The sequence below is a fragment of the Streptococcus sp. FSL W8-0197 genome, from assembly GCF_037963785.1.
GTDB lineage: Bacteria > Bacillota > Bacilli > Lactobacillales > Streptococcaceae > Streptococcus > Streptococcus oralis_CQ.
On the sequence record NZ_CP150168.1, the window covers coordinates 840,332 to 857,925 of the forward strand.

The 17,594-nt window shown below is 40.8% G+C and carries 16 protein-coding genes; 12 read left to right on the forward strand and 4 right to left on the reverse strand.

Features of this window, described 5'->3' with window-relative positions:
- Positions 1-64 precede the first annotated feature (64 nt).
- Positions 65-2,062, forward strand: coding sequence for a methionine--tRNA ligase (gene metG, locus NYE79_RS04250; RefSeq protein ID WP_339293812.1), 1,998 nt, complete (start codon positions 65-67; stop codon positions 2,060-2,062).
- Positions 2,063-2,078: 16 nt separating this feature from the next.
- On the opposite strand, the gene NYE79_RS04255 is transcribed toward metG, so the two are convergent.
- From NYE79_RS04255 to coaA, 3 genes are all read right to left on the reverse strand, one after another.
- On the reverse strand, positions 2,079-2,612 hold the full coding sequence (locus NYE79_RS04255) for a DNA topology modulation protein (protein ID WP_339293813.1): 534 nt from the start codon (positions 2,610-2,612) through the stop codon (positions 2,079-2,081).
- A gap of 52 nt (positions 2,613-2,664) precedes the next feature.
- On the reverse strand, positions 2,665-2,901 hold the full coding sequence (gene rpsT / locus NYE79_RS04260; protein WP_001274000.1) for a 30S ribosomal protein S20: 237 nt from the start codon (positions 2,899-2,901) through the stop codon (positions 2,665-2,667).
- Positions 2,902-2,968: 67 nt separating this feature from the next.
- Entirely contained in the window at positions 2,969-3,889 is a 921-nt protein-coding gene (coaA, locus tag NYE79_RS04265) for a type I pantothenate kinase (protein ID WP_339293814.1), read from the reverse strand.
- Between the two features lie 201 nt (positions 3,890-4,090).
- On the opposite strand from coaA, the gene NYE79_RS04270 reads away from it, so the two are divergent.
- The 9 genes from NYE79_RS04270 (at position 4,091) to NYE79_RS04310 (ending at position 12,448) form a co-directional block, all read left to right on the forward strand.
- The gene (locus NYE79_RS04270) at positions 4,091-4,495 is read left to right on the forward strand and encodes a hypothetical protein (RefSeq protein ID WP_339293815.1); all 405 of its coding nucleotides are present in this window, start codon (positions 4,091-4,093) and stop codon (positions 4,493-4,495) included.
- Positions 4,496-4,698: 203 nt separating this feature from the next.
- Complete coding sequence (locus NYE79_RS04275) at positions 4,699-5,289, forward strand: class I SAM-dependent methyltransferase (RefSeq protein ID WP_339293816.1); 591 nt, start codon at positions 4,699-4,701, stop codon at positions 5,287-5,289.
- Positions 5,286-6,563, forward strand: a complete 1,278-nt coding sequence (locus NYE79_RS04280; protein WP_339293817.1) for a pyrimidine-nucleoside phosphorylase — start codon at positions 5,286-5,288, stop codon at positions 6,561-6,563. The genes NYE79_RS04275 and NYE79_RS04280 overlap by 4 nt, the downstream gene beginning before the upstream one ends.
- 19 nt (positions 6,564-6,582) lie before the next feature.
- Complete coding sequence (deoC, locus tag NYE79_RS04285) at positions 6,583-7,245, forward strand: deoxyribose-phosphate aldolase (RefSeq protein WP_125391253.1); 663 nt, start codon at positions 6,583-6,585, stop codon at positions 7,243-7,245.
- Positions 7,232-7,621 (forward strand): cytidine deaminase, encoded by a 390-nt coding sequence (locus NYE79_RS04290; RefSeq protein WP_000246111.1) that lies wholly within the window; start codon positions 7,232-7,234, stop codon positions 7,619-7,621. Before deoC ends, NYE79_RS04290 begins: the two co-directional genes overlap by 14 nt.
- Positions 7,622-7,710: 89 nt before the next feature.
- The gene (locus tag NYE79_RS04295; RefSeq protein ID WP_001036150.1) at positions 7,711-8,766 is read left to right on the forward strand and encodes a BMP family protein; all 1,056 of its coding nucleotides are present in this window, start codon (positions 7,711-7,713) and stop codon (positions 8,764-8,766) included.
- Between the two features lie 136 nt (positions 8,767-8,902).
- Positions 8,903-10,438 carry an ABC transporter ATP-binding protein gene (locus NYE79_RS04300; protein WP_000929834.1) on the forward strand — a complete coding sequence of 512 codons (1,536 nt, stop codon included), beginning with the start codon at positions 8,903-8,905 and terminating at the stop codon, positions 10,436-10,438.
- Complete coding sequence (locus tag NYE79_RS04305) at positions 10,431-11,489, forward strand: ABC transporter permease (RefSeq protein WP_000038684.1); 1,059 nt, start codon at positions 10,431-10,433, stop codon at positions 11,487-11,489. Before NYE79_RS04300 ends, NYE79_RS04305 begins: the two co-directional genes overlap by 8 nt.
- A gap of 2 nt (positions 11,490-11,491) precedes the next feature.
- The gene (locus tag NYE79_RS04310) at positions 11,492-12,448 is read left to right on the forward strand and encodes an ABC transporter permease (protein ID WP_049519642.1); all 957 of its coding nucleotides are present in this window, start codon (positions 11,492-11,494) and stop codon (positions 12,446-12,448) included.
- 34 nt (positions 12,449-12,482) lie between these two features.
- Here the strand turns inward: NYE79_RS04310 and plsY are convergent, their stop codons facing one another.
- Complete coding sequence (gene plsY / locus NYE79_RS04315; RefSeq protein ID WP_049519644.1) at positions 12,483-13,124, reverse strand: glycerol-3-phosphate 1-O-acyltransferase PlsY; 642 nt, start codon at positions 13,122-13,124, stop codon at positions 12,483-12,485.
- Between the two features lie 135 nt (positions 13,125-13,259).
- Here plsY and parE point away from each other — a divergent pair, with 135 nt between their 5' ends.
- Positions 13,260-15,203 carry a DNA topoisomerase IV subunit B gene (gene parE, locus NYE79_RS04320; RefSeq protein ID WP_049519646.1) on the forward strand — a complete coding sequence of 648 codons (1,944 nt, stop codon included), beginning with the start codon at positions 13,260-13,262 and terminating at the stop codon, positions 15,201-15,203.
- Positions 15,204-15,710: 507 nt separating this feature from the next.
- Positions 15,711-16,253, forward strand: coding sequence for a hypothetical protein (locus NYE79_RS04325; protein WP_239683590.1), 543 nt, complete (start codon positions 15,711-15,713; stop codon positions 16,251-16,253).
- The last annotated feature ends 1,341 nt before the right edge of the window (positions 16,254-17,594 follow it).

Consider the following 17,594-nt stretch of genomic DNA (forward strand, 5'->3'; position numbering starts at 1 on the left):
ACTAAAAATATGATATAATGAAGTGTTAGAAAAACAGGTTTCATTAGCCTGGAAAGGAAATATTATGTCTGAAAAGAATTTTTATATTACAACACCGATTTACTATCCATCTGGTAAACTTCATATCGGTTCTGCCTACACAACCATTGCTTGTGATGTCTTAGCACGTTACAAACGTCTTATGGGCTACGATGTCTTTTATCTAACAGGTTTAGATGAGCATGGTCAAAAGATTCAACAAAAAGCAGAAGAAGCTGGTATTACACCACAAGCCTATGTTGATGGCATGGCGGTTGGAGTCAAAGAACTCTGGCAATTACTCGATATCTCATACGATAAATTTATCCGTACGACGGATGACTACCATGAAAAAGTAGTGGCGCAAGTCTTTGAACGCTTACTTGCTCAAGATGACATCTATTTAGGTGAATATTCTGGTTGGTATTCAGTCTCAGATGAGGAATTCTTTACAGAAAGCCAGCTTGCGGAAGTCTTTCGTGATGAAGCTGGAAATGTGACGGGCGGTATCGCTCCATCAGGTCACGAAGTGGAGTGGGTTTCAGAAGAGTCTTACTTCCTTCGCCTCAGCAAATACCAAGACCGTTTGGTTGAATTTTTCAAATCTCATCCTGAATTTATCACTCCTGATGGTCGCCTTAATGAAATGCTTCGCAACTTCATCGAGCCAGGTTTAGAAGATTTGGCAGTTTCTCGTACAACCTTTACATGGGGAGTACCAGTCCCATCAAATCCAAAACACGTGGTCTATGTTTGGATTGATGCTCTCCTTAACTATGCGACAGCTCTTGGTTACGGTCAAGATGAGCATGGTAACTTTGACAAGTTCTGGAACGGAACAGTCTTCCAAATGGTCGGAAAAGACATCCTTCGTTTCCACTCAATCTACTGGCCAATCCTTCTTATGATGTTGGATATCAAATTGCCAGACCGCTTGATTGCCCACGGTTGGTTTGTCATGAAAGACGGCAAGATGTCTAAGTCTAAAGGGAATGTCGTTTACCCTGAAATGCTGGTAGAACGCTATGGCCTCGATCCACTTCGTTACTACCTCATGCGTAGCCTTCCAGTTGGTTCAGATGGAACCTTCACTCCTGAAGACTATGTAGGTCGTATCAACTATGAATTGGCAAATGACCTAGGGAACCTCCTTAACCGTACAGTTTCCATGATTAATAAGTACTTTGATGGGCAAATTCCAGCCTATGTAGAAGGTGTGACTGAATTTGACAATGCTCTTGCTCAAGTAGCAGAGCAATCTATCGCAGACTACCATACACACATGGAAGCAGTTGACTACCCACGTGCTCTGGAAGCAGTCTGGACTCTTATCTCTCGTACCAACAAATACATCGATGAGACAGCCCCATGGGTCTTGGCTAAGGATGAAGCCCTTCGCGACCAATTAGCAAGTGTTATGAGCCATTTGGCAGCTAGCCTTCGTGTCGTTGCTCACTTGATTGAGCCCTTTATGATGGAAACCAGTCGTGCAGTCTTGACTCAACTTGGTTTGGAAGAAGTAGCAAGTCTTGAGAACTTGAGCTTGGCTGACTTCCCAGTAGATGTGACTGTAGTTGCCAAAGGGACACCAATCTTCCCACGTCTGGATATGGAAGAAGAAATCGCCTATATCAAGGAACAAATGGAAGGTAATAAACCAGCAGTCGAAAAAGAATGGAATCCAGACGAAGTCGAGCTCAAACTCAACAAGGATGAAATCAAGTTTGAAGACTTTGATAAGATAGAAATCCGTGTTGCAGAGGTCAAAGAAGTTTCTAAAGTGGAAGGTTCTGATAAGTTGCTCCAATTCCGCCTAGATGCTGGTGATGGCGAAGATCGTCAAATCCTCTCAGGGATTGCAAAATACTATCCAAACGAACAAGAATTGGTCGGCAAGAAAGTCCAAATCGTTGCCAACCTCAAACCACGGAAGATGATAAAAAAATATGTCAGCCAAGGGATGATTCTCTCAGCTGAACATGATGGCAAATTAACCCTTCTCACAGTTGATCCAGCTGTACCAAATGGAAGTGTGATTGGGTAAAAGCAAAAAACCAACGTTAGACACGTTGGTTTTTCTTGTTGTTTACGAGATTTTCTAAGAAGTGGTCCATCTCCTTTTGCGACCGGAGGACAATTACTTTCTCTAGATAGGTTTCTTGAACCTGTTGATAGCGTACTTTAGCATTCTTTGTCCGCCCATCCCAGAGAATCCATCTGATAAACTCCCAGTCAAAGCGTTCAGGGCAACCTGCAGTCATGCTTTCTCTGACCTTACCTCGGTATGTGAGATACCGTTTAAAGGCTCGAAAGAGACAAGTCCATGGTGAAAAATTGAGAAAGATGATTTGGTCAGCTTCCAGCATTCTTTCTTCATAGCAACACCAAGAGTAGTTGCCGTCGATGATCCAAGTTTCATGCTTTGTGAGAAAGTTTTTCATCTCGCCCAACATCCATTCGCGGTCACTGTCTTGCCAACCAGGTTGAAATTGGAGTGTGTCCATATGCAGTTTAGGAATGGAGTAGTGGTTTGATAACGTTTCAGCTAGAGTTGACTTGCCGGCTCCAGAATATCCGATGATTGCTATTTTCATTTTTTACCTTTTCTGATTATAGGACAAAAAAACAGCCTCTGCGGACTGTTTCTTATTTAGCAAGTTTAGCTGAAAGACGAGCTTTATCGCGGCTTGCTTTGTTTTTATGAATCAAACCTTTAGTTTCTGCTTTGTCGATAGCTGAGCTAGCAGCACGGAAAAGTTCTTCAGAAGGGTTTGCTTCGAAAGCTTTGATAGCAGTACGCATAGCTGATTTTTGAGCTGAGTTTTTTTCGTTTTGTTTAACGTTCAATTCAGCGCGTTTGATAGCTGATTTAATGTTTGCCAATGTTCTTACCTCCATATTTACTAACTATACTATTATATCTGAAAACTTATGTTTTGACAAGGGGAAATTATTTTTTTAGGTAAATTTCATCGATTTCATGGTTTTTAGTCTTGTGGAGAATAACCTCGGCGCGATTCCTTGTCGGTTCGATATAGTTTTGTAGATTTGTGAGATTAATACTGGTCCAAACCTGATGTGCAAAGGCTTCAACTTCTCCAATTGGCATTTGCGTAAAACGGTGGTAGTAGCTGTTGGGATCATTTTGGGCAAAGCTGAGTAGTTTTAAGAAACGATCCAGATACCAGCTTTCAATATCCTCGACAGCAGCATCCACATAGATGGAGAAATCAAAGAAATCAGTGATGTAAAGACGCTCATTTTGAGGGTTTTGAAAGACATTGATGCCTTCAACAATGACAAAGTCAGCAGCTTTGACACGTTGTTTCTCTCCAGGAACGATGTCATACACTTCATGAGAATAGACAGGAATATCGACATCTTGCCCATTCTTTAGGCAATCAAGAAAATTCAGCAAGGCTTCCATATCATAACTTTCAGGAAAACCTTTGCGATTTAAGATATCTTGGTTAATCAAGGTTTGATTGGGATAGAGAAAACCGTCAGTTGTCACCAATTCTACAGTAGCATCTGGGAGAGTGCGTGATAGAAGAATCTGAAGTAAGCGACTAGTAGTCGATTTCCCCACAGCAACGCTTCCAGAAACCCCAATGATAAAAGGTTGGGATTTGCTTTCACGTTGGAGGAAAATTCCTTTTGAAAATGCCAAATCATCCTTAGTGCGCTTGTAAATATGGATAAGATGGACAAGGGGAAGATAGACGTCCGTTACGTCCTGCAGACTAATCTGGTCATTGAAACTCTTGATGGATTCTAACTCTTCCTCTGTCAAGGGAGGGGTTGTTTTGCGATGCAATGATTGCCAAGTCTGGCGACTGATTTTTTCAAAATGTAAAAATTCGTTGGTCATTTGTTTTCCCCTAGATATTTTGTTAATCATACCATAAAAAGTTAAAAAAATAAAGCGGTTTCTTGATGGTAGTAAGTCAATATCGTATAATAGAGGTAGATGGAGGTTGAATAATTTAATGATGAGATAGGGAATGGTTTCTGAAGACTTATCAGTTATTAAAAGTGAGCTTTTGGGTTCGCAACTTATAGGAGGTGTGTCATGAAAATCTTAAAAAGTTATATATTGGAACTCTGTTTTATTTTAAGTTTTGCCTTGCCTTTTATAAAAGGAGTCAATGCGGATAATGGTAGACGCTTTGTGGAAACTTATTACGGTTTTACCTTCTTAATGGATCATCTCATTGTAACAGCTGTCTTTATCTGTTCGCTCTTGATTGCCTGTCTAGTAAAAAAGCAGTGGACGAAATGGCTTGCTGCTGGTAGTTATCTATTTTTGATTTTGTGGATTGCTACAGAAGGATATCTATTCCGTATGTCACTAGAAGATTTGATACGACTTTGGACAAGTTTGGAAATCTTGACACAAACTTATCAGTTGGGTTTTTATCTAAACATCATATTGGGAATCTTGTTGATAATAAAGTATCTTAAGGTTAAGAAATAGTGATAAAAATGCGCCTGATTGCAGACGATCTGTTTTTTACTGACTATGATAATTTGTAGTTCCCGATAGATTGTAATGTATTTCTAATCATTGAAAGAGATTGAAGAAAAGGTTTTACTTACTAGCTTTCTTCAGTCTTTTTCATTTGATCATCACTTTGTAAACGATTTACAATTCAAGCCAAATTATGGTAAAATAGTTTTATGAGTAAAATGTATTATGCAGAAAATCCTGATGCTGCTCACGACATTCATGAGTTGAGAGTAGAGTTGCTGGGACATAAATTGACCTTTTTAACGGACGCAGGTGTCTTTAGTAAAAAGATGATTGACTTTGGTAGTCAGCTTTTACTAAAGTGCCTCGAGGTTGAAAAAGGCGAGCGAGTGCTAGATGTCGGCTGTGGGTATGGTCCCTTAGGGATTTCTTTGGTCAAGGCTTACGGAGTCCAAGCAACCATGGTTGATATCAATAATCGTGCCTTGGACCTAGCGCGACAAAATGCTGAACGTAATAAAGTAGAAGCAACGATTTTCCAATCCAACATCTATGAGCAAGTTGAAGGGAAATTTGATCATGTCATCTCCAATCCTCCGATTCGTGCGGGCAAGCAAGTTGTTCATGAGATTATCGAAAAGAGCATGGATTTTCTGGAAGACGATGGCGACTTAACAATCGTTATTCAGAAAAAACAGGGTGCCCCTAGTGCCAAAAGCAAGATGGAAGACGTTTTTGGAAATTGTGAAATCATAAAGAAGGACAAGGGGTATTATATCCTTAGGAGTGTGAAATCATGAGAGCAGTTGATTTAATCCAAAAGAAACGAGATGGTCAAGAACTGTCTTCAAGTGAAATCAAGTGGTTGGTAGAGGGCTATGTGGCTGGAACAGTCCCAGACTATCAAATGTCTGTCTTTGCTATGGCTGTTTATTTCAAAGGAATGACCACACGTGAGATTTCTGACATGACGATGAACATGGTAAAGACGGGGCAAGAGTTTGATTTGTCAGCCATAGAGGGAATCAAAGTAGATAAACACTCGACAGGTGGTGTAGGTGATAAGGTGACCTTAATCTTGGCCCCCCTTGTTGCGAGTTTCGGCGTGCCTGTTGCTAAGATGAGTGGTCGAGGTCTCGGCCATACTGGTGGGACAATTGATAAATTGGAGTCCATTAAGGGCTATCAAGTCGAGCGAAGTCAAGAAGATTTCATTCGTCAGGTACAGGATATTGGTGTATCTGTCATTGGGCAGTCCGATCAGCTGGTTAAAGCAGACAAACTTCTCTATGCCCTCCGTGATGTGACAGCAACTGTCGACACGATTCCTTTGATTGCTAGTTCTGTTATGAGCAAGAAAATTGCTGCAGGAGCGGATGCCATTTTGCTAGACGTAACGGTCGGTGAGGGTGCCTTCATGAAGACAGTCGATGAGGCGCGTGAATTGGCTCAAACCATGGTGGAACTTGGTAAGGCTGTTGGCCGAAAGACAGTAGCAGTCATTACCGATATGAGCCAACCCTTGGGAAAAGCCATTGGGAATCGTCTCGAAATCCTTGAGGCAATCGAGATTCTCCAAGGAAAAGGCCGAGAAGATATTAGTCACTTTATCTGCGAGCTAGCTCAGATTATGCTTGGCTTGGCTGATGTTGAGAAAACGATCGAGGAAATCCGTCAACATCTTGAGAATGGCCAAGCACTTGCTAAGTTTGAAGAAATGGTAGCAGCACAAGGCGGTGATTTAGAAGATCTTTATCGTCCAGTCAAGGTTGCTCATGTGGTGGAAATTCCAGCTCAAGAAACGGGTGTTATTTCAGCTCTTCCTGCAATGGAATTTGGGCTCTATGCTATGAGATTAGGAGCTGGTCGTGCAGTCAAGTCTGATGACTTGGACTATGAAACAGGGATTGTTTTTGAAAAGAAAGTTGGAGACCCCGTTCAAAAAGGGGAAATTGTTGCAAAAGTTTATACAAATGGAAAAATTTCTTCTGAACTAGTTACAGAATTTCAAAAATATGTTAAAATAAATGATGGAGTGCAAAGTTTACGAGAAATTATAGAAATTATCTCATAAAACCAGGGAGAATCCGAATATGAAGTTAAATAAATATATTGATCATACGCTTTTAAAGCAAGATGCAAGTCAAGAACAAATTGATCGTTTGCTATCTGAAGCGCGTGAGTATGACTTTGCCAGCGTTTGTGTCAATCCCACATGGGTTAAACATGCGAAAACAGGGCTTGATGGCTCAGATGTAAAAGTTTGTACAGTAATAGGTTTTCCTTTGGGAGCAACAACTTCAGCTGTGAAAGCTTTTGAAACAAAAGAAGCTGTTCAAAACGGTGCGGATGAGATTGATATGGTTATCAATGTTGGTGCCCTCAAATCAGGCAATCTGGATTTGGTTGAATCGGACATCCGTGCTGTCGTAGAAGCAAGTGGTGACAAGTTGGTTAAGGTCATTATTGAAGCTTGCTTGTTGACAGACGATGAAAAGGTTGTGGCCTGCCAATTATCCCAGAAAGCAGGCGCTGACTTTGTCAAAACATCAACTGGATTTTCAACTGGTGGTGCCACTATTGAGGATGTTCAGTTGATGCGTAAAACAGTCGGGCCAGATATGGGAGTTAAGGCAGCTGGTGGAGCTCGTTCATATGCAGATGCTGTCGCTTTTGTGGAAGCAGGCGCTACCCGTATCGGAACATCTGCTGGTGTAGCGATTTTAAAAGGAGAATTGGCAGATGGCGACTACTGAGTTGATTGAACTAGCAATTGAAACCAGCAAACAAGCCTATGTCCCCTATTCTCACTTTCCTATCGGAGCTGTTTTAGTTGCCAAGGATGGTAGCATTTATACGGGTGTCAATATCGAGAATGCTAGTTATCCCTTGACTAATTGTGGAGAACGTACTGCTATTTTTAAAGCAGTTTCGGAGGGGCAACGGGAGTTTTCAGAGTTGATTGTCTACGGACAAACTGAAAAACCCATCTCGCCATGTGGTGCTTGCCGCCAGGTCATGGTTGAATTTTTTGAACAAGATCTAAAAGTGACATTAGTCGCTAAAGATAAATCGACGGTCGAGATGACGGTCGGGGAGTTACTTCCATACTCATTTACAGACTTAAACTAGTCTGAGTCACTCTCTGAGTGACGCGGTCCTTGTGGCCAACCAATCCATACTTGCAACATCGTTGCACATCTTATTTAGGAGGTTCAGTAATGAACAAGAAACAATGGCTAGGCCTTGGTCTAGTTGCAGTAGCAGCAGTTGGACTTGCTGCATGTGGTAACCGCTCTTCTCGTAACGCAGCTTCATCTTCATCAGAAATGAAGACCAAAGCAGCAATCGTAACAGATACTGGTGGTGTTGATGATAAATCATTTAACCAATCAGCTTGGGAAGGTTTGCAAGACTGGGGTAAAGAACACAATCTTTCTAAAGATAAAGGTTATACTTACTTCCAATCAACAAGCGAAGCAGACTATGCTAACAACTTGCAACAAGCGGCTGGAAGTTACAACCTGATCTTCGGTGTTGGTTTTGCCCTTCACAATGCAGTTGAGGAAGCAGCAAAAGACCACTCTGACCTAAACTATGTCTTGATTGATGATGTGATTGAAGGTCAAAAGAATGTTGCGAGCGTAAGATTTGCAGATAATGAAGCAGCTTACCTTGCTGGTGTTGCAGCAGCGAAAACTACGAAAACAAAACAAGTTGGTTTTGTAGGTGGTATTGAATCTGAAGTTATTTCACGTTTTGCAGCTGGATTCAAAGCTGGTGTTGAATCAGTAGACCCATCTATCAAAGTCCAAGTTGACTATGCTGGTTCATTTGGTGATGCTGCCAAAGGTAAAACAATTGCAGCAGCTCAATATGCTGCCGGTGCAGACGTTGTCTACCAAGCAGCTGGTGGTACAGGTGCTGGTGTCTTTGCTGAAGCAAAATCATTGAACGAAAACAAAAATGAAAACGAAAAAGTTTGGGTTATCGGTGTAGACCGTGACCAAGCAGCAGAAGGTAAATACACTTCTAAAGATGGTAAAGAATCTAACTTCGTTCTTGTATCTACATTGAAACAAGTTGGTACAACTGTAAAAGATATTGCCAACAAAACAGAAAAAGGTGAATTCCCTGGTGGACAAGTGATTGTTTACTCATTGAAAGATAAAGGGGTTGAGCTAGCAGTAACAAACCTTTCAGAAGAAGGTAAAAAAGCTGTTGAAGATGCAAAAGCTAAGATCCTTGACGGAAGCGTAAAAGTTCCTGAAAAATAATGGATAAAAGTCATTTCTTAGGAAGCGGCCATCGGTCGCTTCTTTAAGAATTGAGGCAATTTTTGTCTCAATAGAGCTTGTTAATGTGATTAGCAGGTTTTATTGAAATAAAATAAACCTCTGAAAGGAAGAGCATATGGCACACGAAAATGTCATTGAGATGCGGGATATTACCAAGGTGTTTGGTGAATTTGTAGCAAACGACAAAATCAACTTGCAACTGCGAAAAGGTGAAATCCATGCACTTTTAGGAGAAAATGGAGCGGGTAAATCCACTCTGATGAATATGCTGGCAGGACTTCTTGAACCAACGAGCGGTGAAATTGTGGTGAATGGTCAAGTTGTAAAACTAGACTCACCATCTAAAGCCGCTGGTCTTGGAATTGGGATGGTTCACCAACATTTTATGTTGGTTGAGGCTTTTACAGTAGCTGAGAATATCATTTTAGGGAGTGAAATCACTAAAAATGGTGTTCTAGATATAGCTGGTGCTACTAAAGAAATCAAGGCTCTTTCTGAACGTTATGGTTTGGCAGTAGATCCTGCTGCTAAGGTGGCGGATATTTCCGTTGGTGCCCAACAACGTGTAGAGATCTTGAAAACACTCTATCGTGGTGCTGATATCCTTATCTTTGACGAACCTACAGCCGTATTGACTCCTTCAGAGATCGATGAGTTGATGGCAATCATGAAAAACCTTGTCAAAGAAGGGAAGTCTATCATTTTGATTACCCATAAACTGGATGAGATTCGTGCGGTATCGAATCGAGTGACGGTTATCCGTCGTGGGAAATCAATCCAGACGGTTGAAATCGCAGGAGCAACAAATGCGGACTTGGCAGAAATGATGGTTGGACGCTCAGTCTCCTTTAAAACGGAAAAACAAGCACCACAACCCAAAGAAGTGGTCTTGTCTATCAAAGACTTGGTTGTCAATGAAAACCGCGGTGTACCAGCAGTCAAAAATCTATCCTTGGATGTTCGTGCTGGTGAAATTGTCGGTATTGCAGGTATTGATGGCAATGGTCAATCTGAACTCATTCAAGCCATTACTGGTCTTCGTAAGGTTGAGTCAGGTAGCGTTGAATTAAAAGGAAAATCAATCGTAGGGATGCATCCTCGACAAATTACAGAACTAAGCGTGGGGCACGTTCCTGAGGACCGTCACCGTGATGGCTTGATTTTGGAGATGATGATTTCAGAAAATATCGCTCTTCAAACCTACTATAAAGAGCCACTCAGCAAGAATGGTATCTTGAACTATGCCAATATCACTTCACATGCTAAGAAATTGATGGAAGAATTTGACGTCCGTGCGGCAAGCGAATTTGTTCCAGCGGCAGCTCTTTCAGGAGGAAATCAACAAAAAGCGATTATCGCTCGTGAGATTGATCGAGATCCTGATCTCCTTATCGTCAGCCAGCCAACTCGTGGTTTGGATGTCGGTGCCATTGAATATATCCACAAACGTTTGATTGAAGAGCGTGATAACGGGAAGGCTGTCCTTGTTGTCAGCTTTGAATTGGATGAGATTTTAAATGTCTCAGACCGAATTGCTGTTATTCACGATGGTAAGATTCAAGGTATTGTATCGCCAGAAACAACTAACAAACAAGAACTTGGTGTCTTGATGGCAGGTGGAAACTTGGGAAAGGAGAAGAGTGATGTCTAAAAAATTACAACAAATTTCGGTTCCCTTGATTTCCGTATTCTTAGGGATCTTGCTCGGAGCCATTGTCATGTGGATCTTCGGATATGATGCTATCTGGGGTTATGAGGAGTTGTTCTATACAGCTTTTGGTAGCCTCCGTGGGATTGGAGAAATTTTCCGTGCCATGGGTCCTCTTGTCTTGATAGGTCTTGGTTTCGCAGTTGCCAGTCGAGCAGGCTTCTTTAACGTCGGACTTCCTGGTCAAGCACTTGCAGGCTGGATTCTCAGTGGTTGGTTTGCCTTATCGAATCCAGATATGCCTCGTCTCGTTTTGATTCCATTGACAGTGATTATTGCTTTGATCGCAGGTGGAATTGTTGGTGCGATTCCAGGTATCCTCAGAGCTTATCTCGGTACGTCAGAGGTTATCGTGACCATCATGATGAACTACATTGTATTGTATGTGGGAAATGCCTTTATTCATGCCTTTCCGAAAGATATTATGCAAAGTACAGACTCAACGATTCGTGTTAGTGCCAACGCCACATACCAGACACCATGGTTATCAGAGTTGACTGGAAATTCCCGTATGAATATCGGAATCTTCTTTGCAATCATTGCTGTTGGCGTGATTTGGTTCTTGCTCAAGAAAACGACTCTCGGTTTTGAAATTCGTGCAGTTGGTCTCAATCCCCATGCCTCAGAGTACGCTGGTATTTCAGCAAAACGTACAATCATCCTATCAATGATTATCTCTGGTGCTCTGGCTGGTCTTGGGGGAGCGGTCGAAGGTCTTGGAACCTTCCAAAACGTTTACGTTCAGGGATCATCATTGGCTATCGGATTTAACGGGATGGCAGTTAGTTTGCTTGCTGGAAATTCACCAATTGGAATTCTCTTTGCAGCCTTCTTATTTGGAGTTTTGCAAGTAGGAGCACCGGGTATGAATGCAGCACAAGTTCCGTCTGAGCTTGTCAGCATTGTAACAGCGTCTATTATCTTCTTTGTCAGCGTTCACTACATTATCGAACGCTTTGTCAAACCTAAAAAACAAGTTAAAGGAGGTAAGTAAGGATGTCTATTACAACATTACTCACCCTCTTGGTCTCTTCTATGCTGATTTATTCAGCACCACTTATTTTTACGAGTATCGGGGGAGTTTTCTCTGAACGTGGTGGTGTCGTTAACGTTGGTCTTGAAGGAATTATGGTTATGGGAGCCTTTTCTGGGGTTGTCTTTAACCTTGAATTTGCAGAACAACTTGGAGCGGCGACCCCTTGGATTTCCTTGTTAGTTGCTGGTATCGTGGGAGCTATTTTCTCCCTCATCCATGCAGTCGCTACAGTTCATTTCCGTGCGGACCATGTTGTCAGTGGTACAGTATTGAACTTGATGGCTCCTGCCCTAGCAGTTTTCTTGGTTAAAGTTCTTTATAACAAAGGACAAACGGATAACTTAAGCCAGACTTTTGGACGTTTTGATTTCCCAGTTTTGGCTGATATCCCTGTGATTGGAGATATCTTCTTCAAGTCAACCAGTCTACTAGGTTATATCGCGATTGCCTTCTCATTCTTTGCATGGTTTATTCTCTTTAAGACACGTTTTGGTCTTCGCCTTCGCTCTGTTGGTGAACACCCTCAAGCAGCGGATACCTTGGGGATCAATGTCTACAAAATGAGATATCTTGGGGTTGTTATTTCAGGTTTACTTGGTGGAATTGGGGGAGCGATTTATGCTCAATCAATCTCAGTTAACTTCTCAGTGACAACTATTGTCGGTCCTGGATTTATCGCCCTTGCTGCGATGATCTTTGGTAAATGGAACCCAATTGGTGCAATGCTTTCTAGTCTTTTCTTTGGACTTTCACAAAGTTTGGCAGTTATCGGTTCTCAATTACCTTTCCTGCAAGGAGTGCCAGCGGTTTACCTTCAAATCGCGCCTTATGTCTTGACCATTCTTGTCTTGGCAGCCTTCTTTGGAAAAGCAGTTGCACCTAAGGCAGACGGTATCAACTACATCAAGTCAAAATAAGCATACAAAAAAACGTCAGTTTCAAACTGGCGTTTTATTTTTTAGGATTTTGATGTGTCAAGTTTAGTCCCCAAGGAACGAGATTTTCAGTTTTATTTTTGATACGTGTGATATTATCCTTGTGACGAATGATAATCAAGCTAGCAAGTGCTAGGATAATCAAAATGAAGAGAGGGTCATAGCTGTTCAGGATAAATCCAAATAGTGGAAATAGGAGAACTCCAATAACGGCTGCGATAGAAGCAGTAACGCTAGACAGTGAAATCATACTACCTAGATAGAGGCTTCCAAAGAATACGATTGCTAGATAGAGACAGAAAACAGGCGCAAATCCGAAAATCACTCCAGCACTGGTTGCGACAGCCTTACCACCTTTAAATCCTGCAAAGATAGGGAAAGTATGTCCAATTACAGCCAAAAGTCCAAATACAAGAGGTGATACACCTTGAAGGTGGAAAAGAATAGGAAGGAGAGTGGCCAAGGTTCCTTTAAAGAAGTCAATCACAAAGGTTGCCATACCCGCTTTCTTACCTAAAATACGGAAAGTATTGGTTGTTCCGGTGTTTCCAGAACCATGTTCACGCAGATTTGTTTGAAAGAAGATTTGTCCAATCCAAAGACCAGATGGAATCGAACCTAGCAGATAAGCTAAAATTAATAATACAAATGTCATCATAGAACTATTATACCATGAAATGGTATAGAAAGTCAGAGAATATCCTGTGAAATTGTGACAGCTGAAAGGGAAAAGCTTTGCAAAATCGCTAGAAAACCTGTAAAATAGAAAAGATGAACAAATAGGAGGTTCCTTGTGTCAAAAAAGGAAATCAATATTAATAACTACAATGATGACGCCATTCAGGTGCTAGAAGGGTTGGATGCGGTCCGTAAACGTCCAGGGATGTATATTGGATCGACTGACGGTGCTGGTCTCCATCACCTAGTCTGGGAAATTGTGGACAATGCAGTCGATGAGGCTTTGTCTGGATTTGGTGACCGCATTGATGTGACCATCAATAAAGACGGCAGTCTAACGGTTCAAGACCATGGTCGAGGGATGCCGACTGGGATGCACGCCATGGGAATTCCAACTGTTGAGGTTATCTTTACCATTCTCCACGCTGGAGGAAAATTCGGCCAAGGGGGTTATAAGACATCTGGTGGTCTCCACGGGGTGGGATCTTCAGTCGTTAATGCCCTATCAAGCTGGCTAGAAGTTGAAATTACTCGTGACGGTACAGTCTACAAGCAACGTTTTGAAAATGGTGGTAAGCCAGTAACAACTCTTGAAAAGGTTGGTACAGCACCCAAGTCTAAGACAGGTACCAAGGTTACCTTCATGCCTGACGCGACGATTTTTTCTACGACTGACTTCAAGTACAATACCATTTCAGAACGACTCAATGAGTCAGCCTTTCTCTTAAAAAATGTTACCTTGTCTTTGACAGATAAGCGAACAGATGAAGCAATCGAGTTCCATTATGAGAACGGGGTTCAGGACTTTGTTTCTTACCTCAATGAAGACAAGGAAACCTTGACGCCAGTCCTATACTTTGAAGGCGAAGACAATGGTTTCCAAGTGGAAGTTGCCCTCCAGTACAATGATGGATTTTCAGATAACATTCTATCCTTTGTCAATAACGTTCGTACGAAAGATGGTGGAACACATGAGACAGGACTCAAGTCAGCCATTACTAAGGTCATGAATGACTACGCGCGTAAGACAGGACTTCTCAAGGAAAAAGATAAAAACCTTGAAGGGTCAGACTACCGTGAAGGTTTAGCAGCCGTTCTATCAATTCTGGTTCCTGAAGAACACCTCCAGTTTGAAGGTCAGACCAAGGATAAACTAGGAAGCCCTCTGGCTCGTCCTGTTGTGGATGGGATTGTGGCTGATAAGTTGACCTTCTTCCTTATGGAAAATGGTGAACTGGCTTCCAATCTTATTCGCAAAGCTATCAAGGCGCGTGATGCTCGTGAAGCAGCACGAAAGGCGCGTGATGAGAGCCGAAATGGTAAGAAAAACAAGAAAGACAAGGGCTTGTTGTCTGGAAAATTGACTCCAGCCCAGTCTAAAAACCCTGCAAAGAATGAACTCTACCTAGTCGAGGGGGACTCTGCCGGTGGTTCTGCCAAGCAAGGTCGTGACCGTAAGTTCCAGGCTATCTTGCCCCTTCGAGGTAAGGTTATTAATACAGCCAAGGCCAAGATGGCGGATATCCTCAAAAATGAAGAAATCAATACCATGATTTATACCATCGGTGCGGGTGTGGGAGCAGATTTTTCTATTGAAGATGCCAACTATGACAAGATCATTATCATGACCGATGCGGATACCGATGGAGCCCATATCCAGACTCTTCTCTTAACATTCTTCTACCGTTATATGCGTCCGCTAGTTGAGGCAGGCCATGTCTATATCGCCCTTCCGCCTCTTTACAAGATGTCCAAAGGGAAAGGTAAGAAAGAAGAAGTGGCCTACGCTTGGACGGACGGAGAGCTAGAAGAACTCCGCAAGCAGTTTGGTAAAGGAGCAACACTCCAACGATATAAAGGTCTTGGTGAGATGAACGCGGACCAACTCTGGGAAACAACCATGAATCCAGAAACCCGCACTCTTATCCGTGTCACGATTGAAGACTTAGCACGCGCCGAACGCCGTGTCAATGTCCTTATGGGAGATAAGGTCGAACCACGCCGTAAGTGGATTGAGGATAATGTCAAGTTTACGCTGGAAGAAGCGACAGTGTTTTAAGGGGCATGAATAATGGTTGATTCAGGACATTCGATTTTTGGTAGTTACTTGGGTTTGATTTTCTTAGTTTCTTTACCCTCGGCTATTCTTGCATTCTACATCAATAGTCGAAAAAAAAGCTTCCAAGGTTTATATGCACCGATTGTATTTACCTTGTTTATGATCTTGATGCTTTTATTCAATATGGATTCGTCAGAATCCGGTTCTTTAGTGGCATCCTTTGTCATGATTTTATTTGGTTTTCCTTTGATAGCAGGAGCCTTAATCTACACACTTATTCGATTGTGTTATGTCTATCCGGAGAAACGGTGGAAGGCTTTTTTGATTTTCCTATCCTATATTTTAGGTCCCCTATCTGTAGGTGTTCTGGGATCGTATGTGGTAAATTTAGTTCAGATCCATCTGTTGACATTCTTGGTAATGATTTTGATGATTCTAGTTTCCTATCTTCCTCCTCTCTATCTCCATTACACTAAACGAAATCAGTAAGCAAAGGGGGAGTGAATAGTGAACAGTTGTTTAATAATGATATTTTTCTTTCTCGAAATCATTGTTATTGCTGGGATAATTCTTGATGCAATCTCCAATAAAGAGAAAATAGAATATTCAAGCTCCTTAAGTTCCCTAGTATTTATGGCGTGTAATATAGGAATGTTTGTAGTGTTCAATCCATTTTTAGATGAACCCTACTTAGGAGTATTTGTACGGGTATTTTCTTTATATACTCATGCGCCTCTGTGCATAACGTATGCGATTACTAGTCTTTATAAGAGTATCAAGCACGTCAAGTATTTCCCTGGTAAGCTTGCACGAATCTTAATATCTAACGTTGCACTTATATTTCTACTCTCAATTGTAAATGTTTTAGTATTATTTAGAGGGATTAAAGAAATCTATATACTTATTTTCTTGCAAGGCCTTTTTTCAGGAATTCAATTCCTACTTTGGATGCTTGAAAGAAAAAGAGTTCGAAAACTACAACAACAAAAGAAAGAAGATGATCCTTTTACTAACCATGTTTCAGATGAGGGTGACATAGATGAGAACTAACCAGGAAATACTTGAAATGATTTTTGGAATAGTTAAACCTTAAAAGTTGACGCTGATAAGAACTCAAGTATCTCCTCCTCAATAATCTGACGGATGACCTTACTCAGGCCCGTTTCTTTAAGGGTGTGGATGCTTCATATTATTACGAAGGGTATAACCTTTACCATACAGTAAAATTGCATCGTTCAAGTAAAAATGATTATCATATTTGTTGTGTAAATAATATGTAGAACTAATGGAGGTTCAGTAATGAGTAGTGAATCTATAATTTCTATTTTCGTTGTTGTCATAGTAATTTTTGGAATTATAATTTATTTAATCTCCAACTTGGGGAGAAAAGAGTATGCTCGTTCAATATCCCTGTTTTTACTGTCCATTTTCACTATTGGTGTCTGTCTATCAGATATACCAGTGAAAGGTAACTTGTACTCTGGGTTAAAATTTATTTTGTTTTATCATGACTATTTCGCCCCCTTGATGTTTGTTTATTCATTTTATACTCTATATAAGAGTGTAATCCATTGTAGGCATTTTACGAGTAAATTTGCTATAATACTTCTGATCAATGCCACCTTCATCTTTCTCCTTTCATTGGTAAATATATTTGTTGTATGGGAAATCATAAAAAATTACCAAAGAAGTAACATAATATCTATTTGTTATATTTTAATTGTTTTGGGGATTTGTTCAACTATCCAATTCATTGTAGGGGAACTTGAGAAGAAAAGAATACGAGGCATCCAAAAACAAGAGGAGCAAGACGGCTATGAAAAATGACTCTATAAAAGATATATGCAGACAACATAGAAGATGATTCAGTATGCTAAGGAGAGGTTGAACTAGTATGTTAGATCATGTATTTGCTACATTTTTTATGGGATTCCCAGGAGTACAAATTTTAGTATTGGTGTCCTCTATATTTCTAGCTATCAAAAGAAATAAGTTACATAAAAGGGTGTATGGATTATTTTTCCCGATTATTATAACGATGTGTAATATTTGGCTTATTTCAATAAATCGTACAGAGCTTTTTGATGATGCTTTAAGATTTTCTTTCTTTCTAATTTCTTTTTGTTTACCTATGCTTATTTCTTCCACACTCTATCACTCAATACGCTTATATTATTTATACAAATCAATCAAGTGGAGAGTCTCCCTATAAGTTTCTGTTATTTATTCGGTTTAATTTTTCATTATCTTAATACAATGCATTGGGAGGAGCTATTTCGAGGGCAAAAGTTTATGTTTAATATCTTGCTGATATCAACTGCTATAGTTTCTTATTTACCTTGTCAATATTTGTACACACTTCAAAGAAGAAAGAATAATCCATAGGAAATA

What these genes read in the sequence shown, in the direction of transcription:
- metG (WP_339293812.1), top strand. Translation starts at nt 65, where the DNA reads ATGTCTGAAAAGAATTTTTATATTACAACACCGATTTACTATCCATCT.
- NYE79_RS04255 (WP_339293813.1), bottom strand. Translation starts at nt 2,612, where the DNA reads ATGAAAATAGCAATCATCGGATATTCTGGAGCCGGCAAGTCAACTCTA.
- coaA (WP_339293814.1), bottom strand. Translation starts at nt 3,889, where the DNA reads ATGACCAACGAATTTTTACATTTTGAAAAAATCAGTCGCCAGACTTGG.
- NYE79_RS04270 (WP_339293815.1), top strand. Translation starts at nt 4,091, where the DNA reads ATGAAAATCTTAAAAAGTTATATATTGGAACTCTGTTTTATTTTAAGT.
- NYE79_RS04275 (WP_339293816.1), top strand. Translation starts at nt 4,699, where the DNA reads ATGAGTAAAATGTATTATGCAGAAAATCCTGATGCTGCTCACGACATT.
- NYE79_RS04280 (WP_339293817.1), top strand. Translation starts at nt 5,286, where the DNA reads ATGAGAGCAGTTGATTTAATCCAAAAGAAACGAGATGGTCAAGAACTG.
- deoC (WP_125391253.1), top strand. Translation starts at nt 6,583, where the DNA reads ATGAAGTTAAATAAATATATTGATCATACGCTTTTAAAGCAAGATGCA.
- NYE79_RS04290 (WP_000246111.1), top strand. Translation starts at nt 7,232, where the DNA reads ATGGCGACTACTGAGTTGATTGAACTAGCAATTGAAACCAGCAAACAA.
- NYE79_RS04295 (WP_001036150.1), top strand. Translation starts at nt 7,711, where the DNA reads ATGAACAAGAAACAATGGCTAGGCCTTGGTCTAGTTGCAGTAGCAGCA.
- NYE79_RS04300 (WP_000929834.1), top strand. Translation starts at nt 8,903, where the DNA reads ATGGCACACGAAAATGTCATTGAGATGCGGGATATTACCAAGGTGTTT.
- NYE79_RS04305 (WP_000038684.1), top strand. Translation starts at nt 10,431, where the DNA reads ATGTCTAAAAAATTACAACAAATTTCGGTTCCCTTGATTTCCGTATTC.
- NYE79_RS04310 (WP_049519642.1), top strand. Translation starts at nt 11,492, where the DNA reads ATGTCTATTACAACATTACTCACCCTCTTGGTCTCTTCTATGCTGATT.
- plsY (WP_049519644.1), bottom strand. Translation starts at nt 13,124, where the DNA reads ATGATGACATTTGTATTATTAATTTTAGCTTATCTGCTAGGTTCGATT.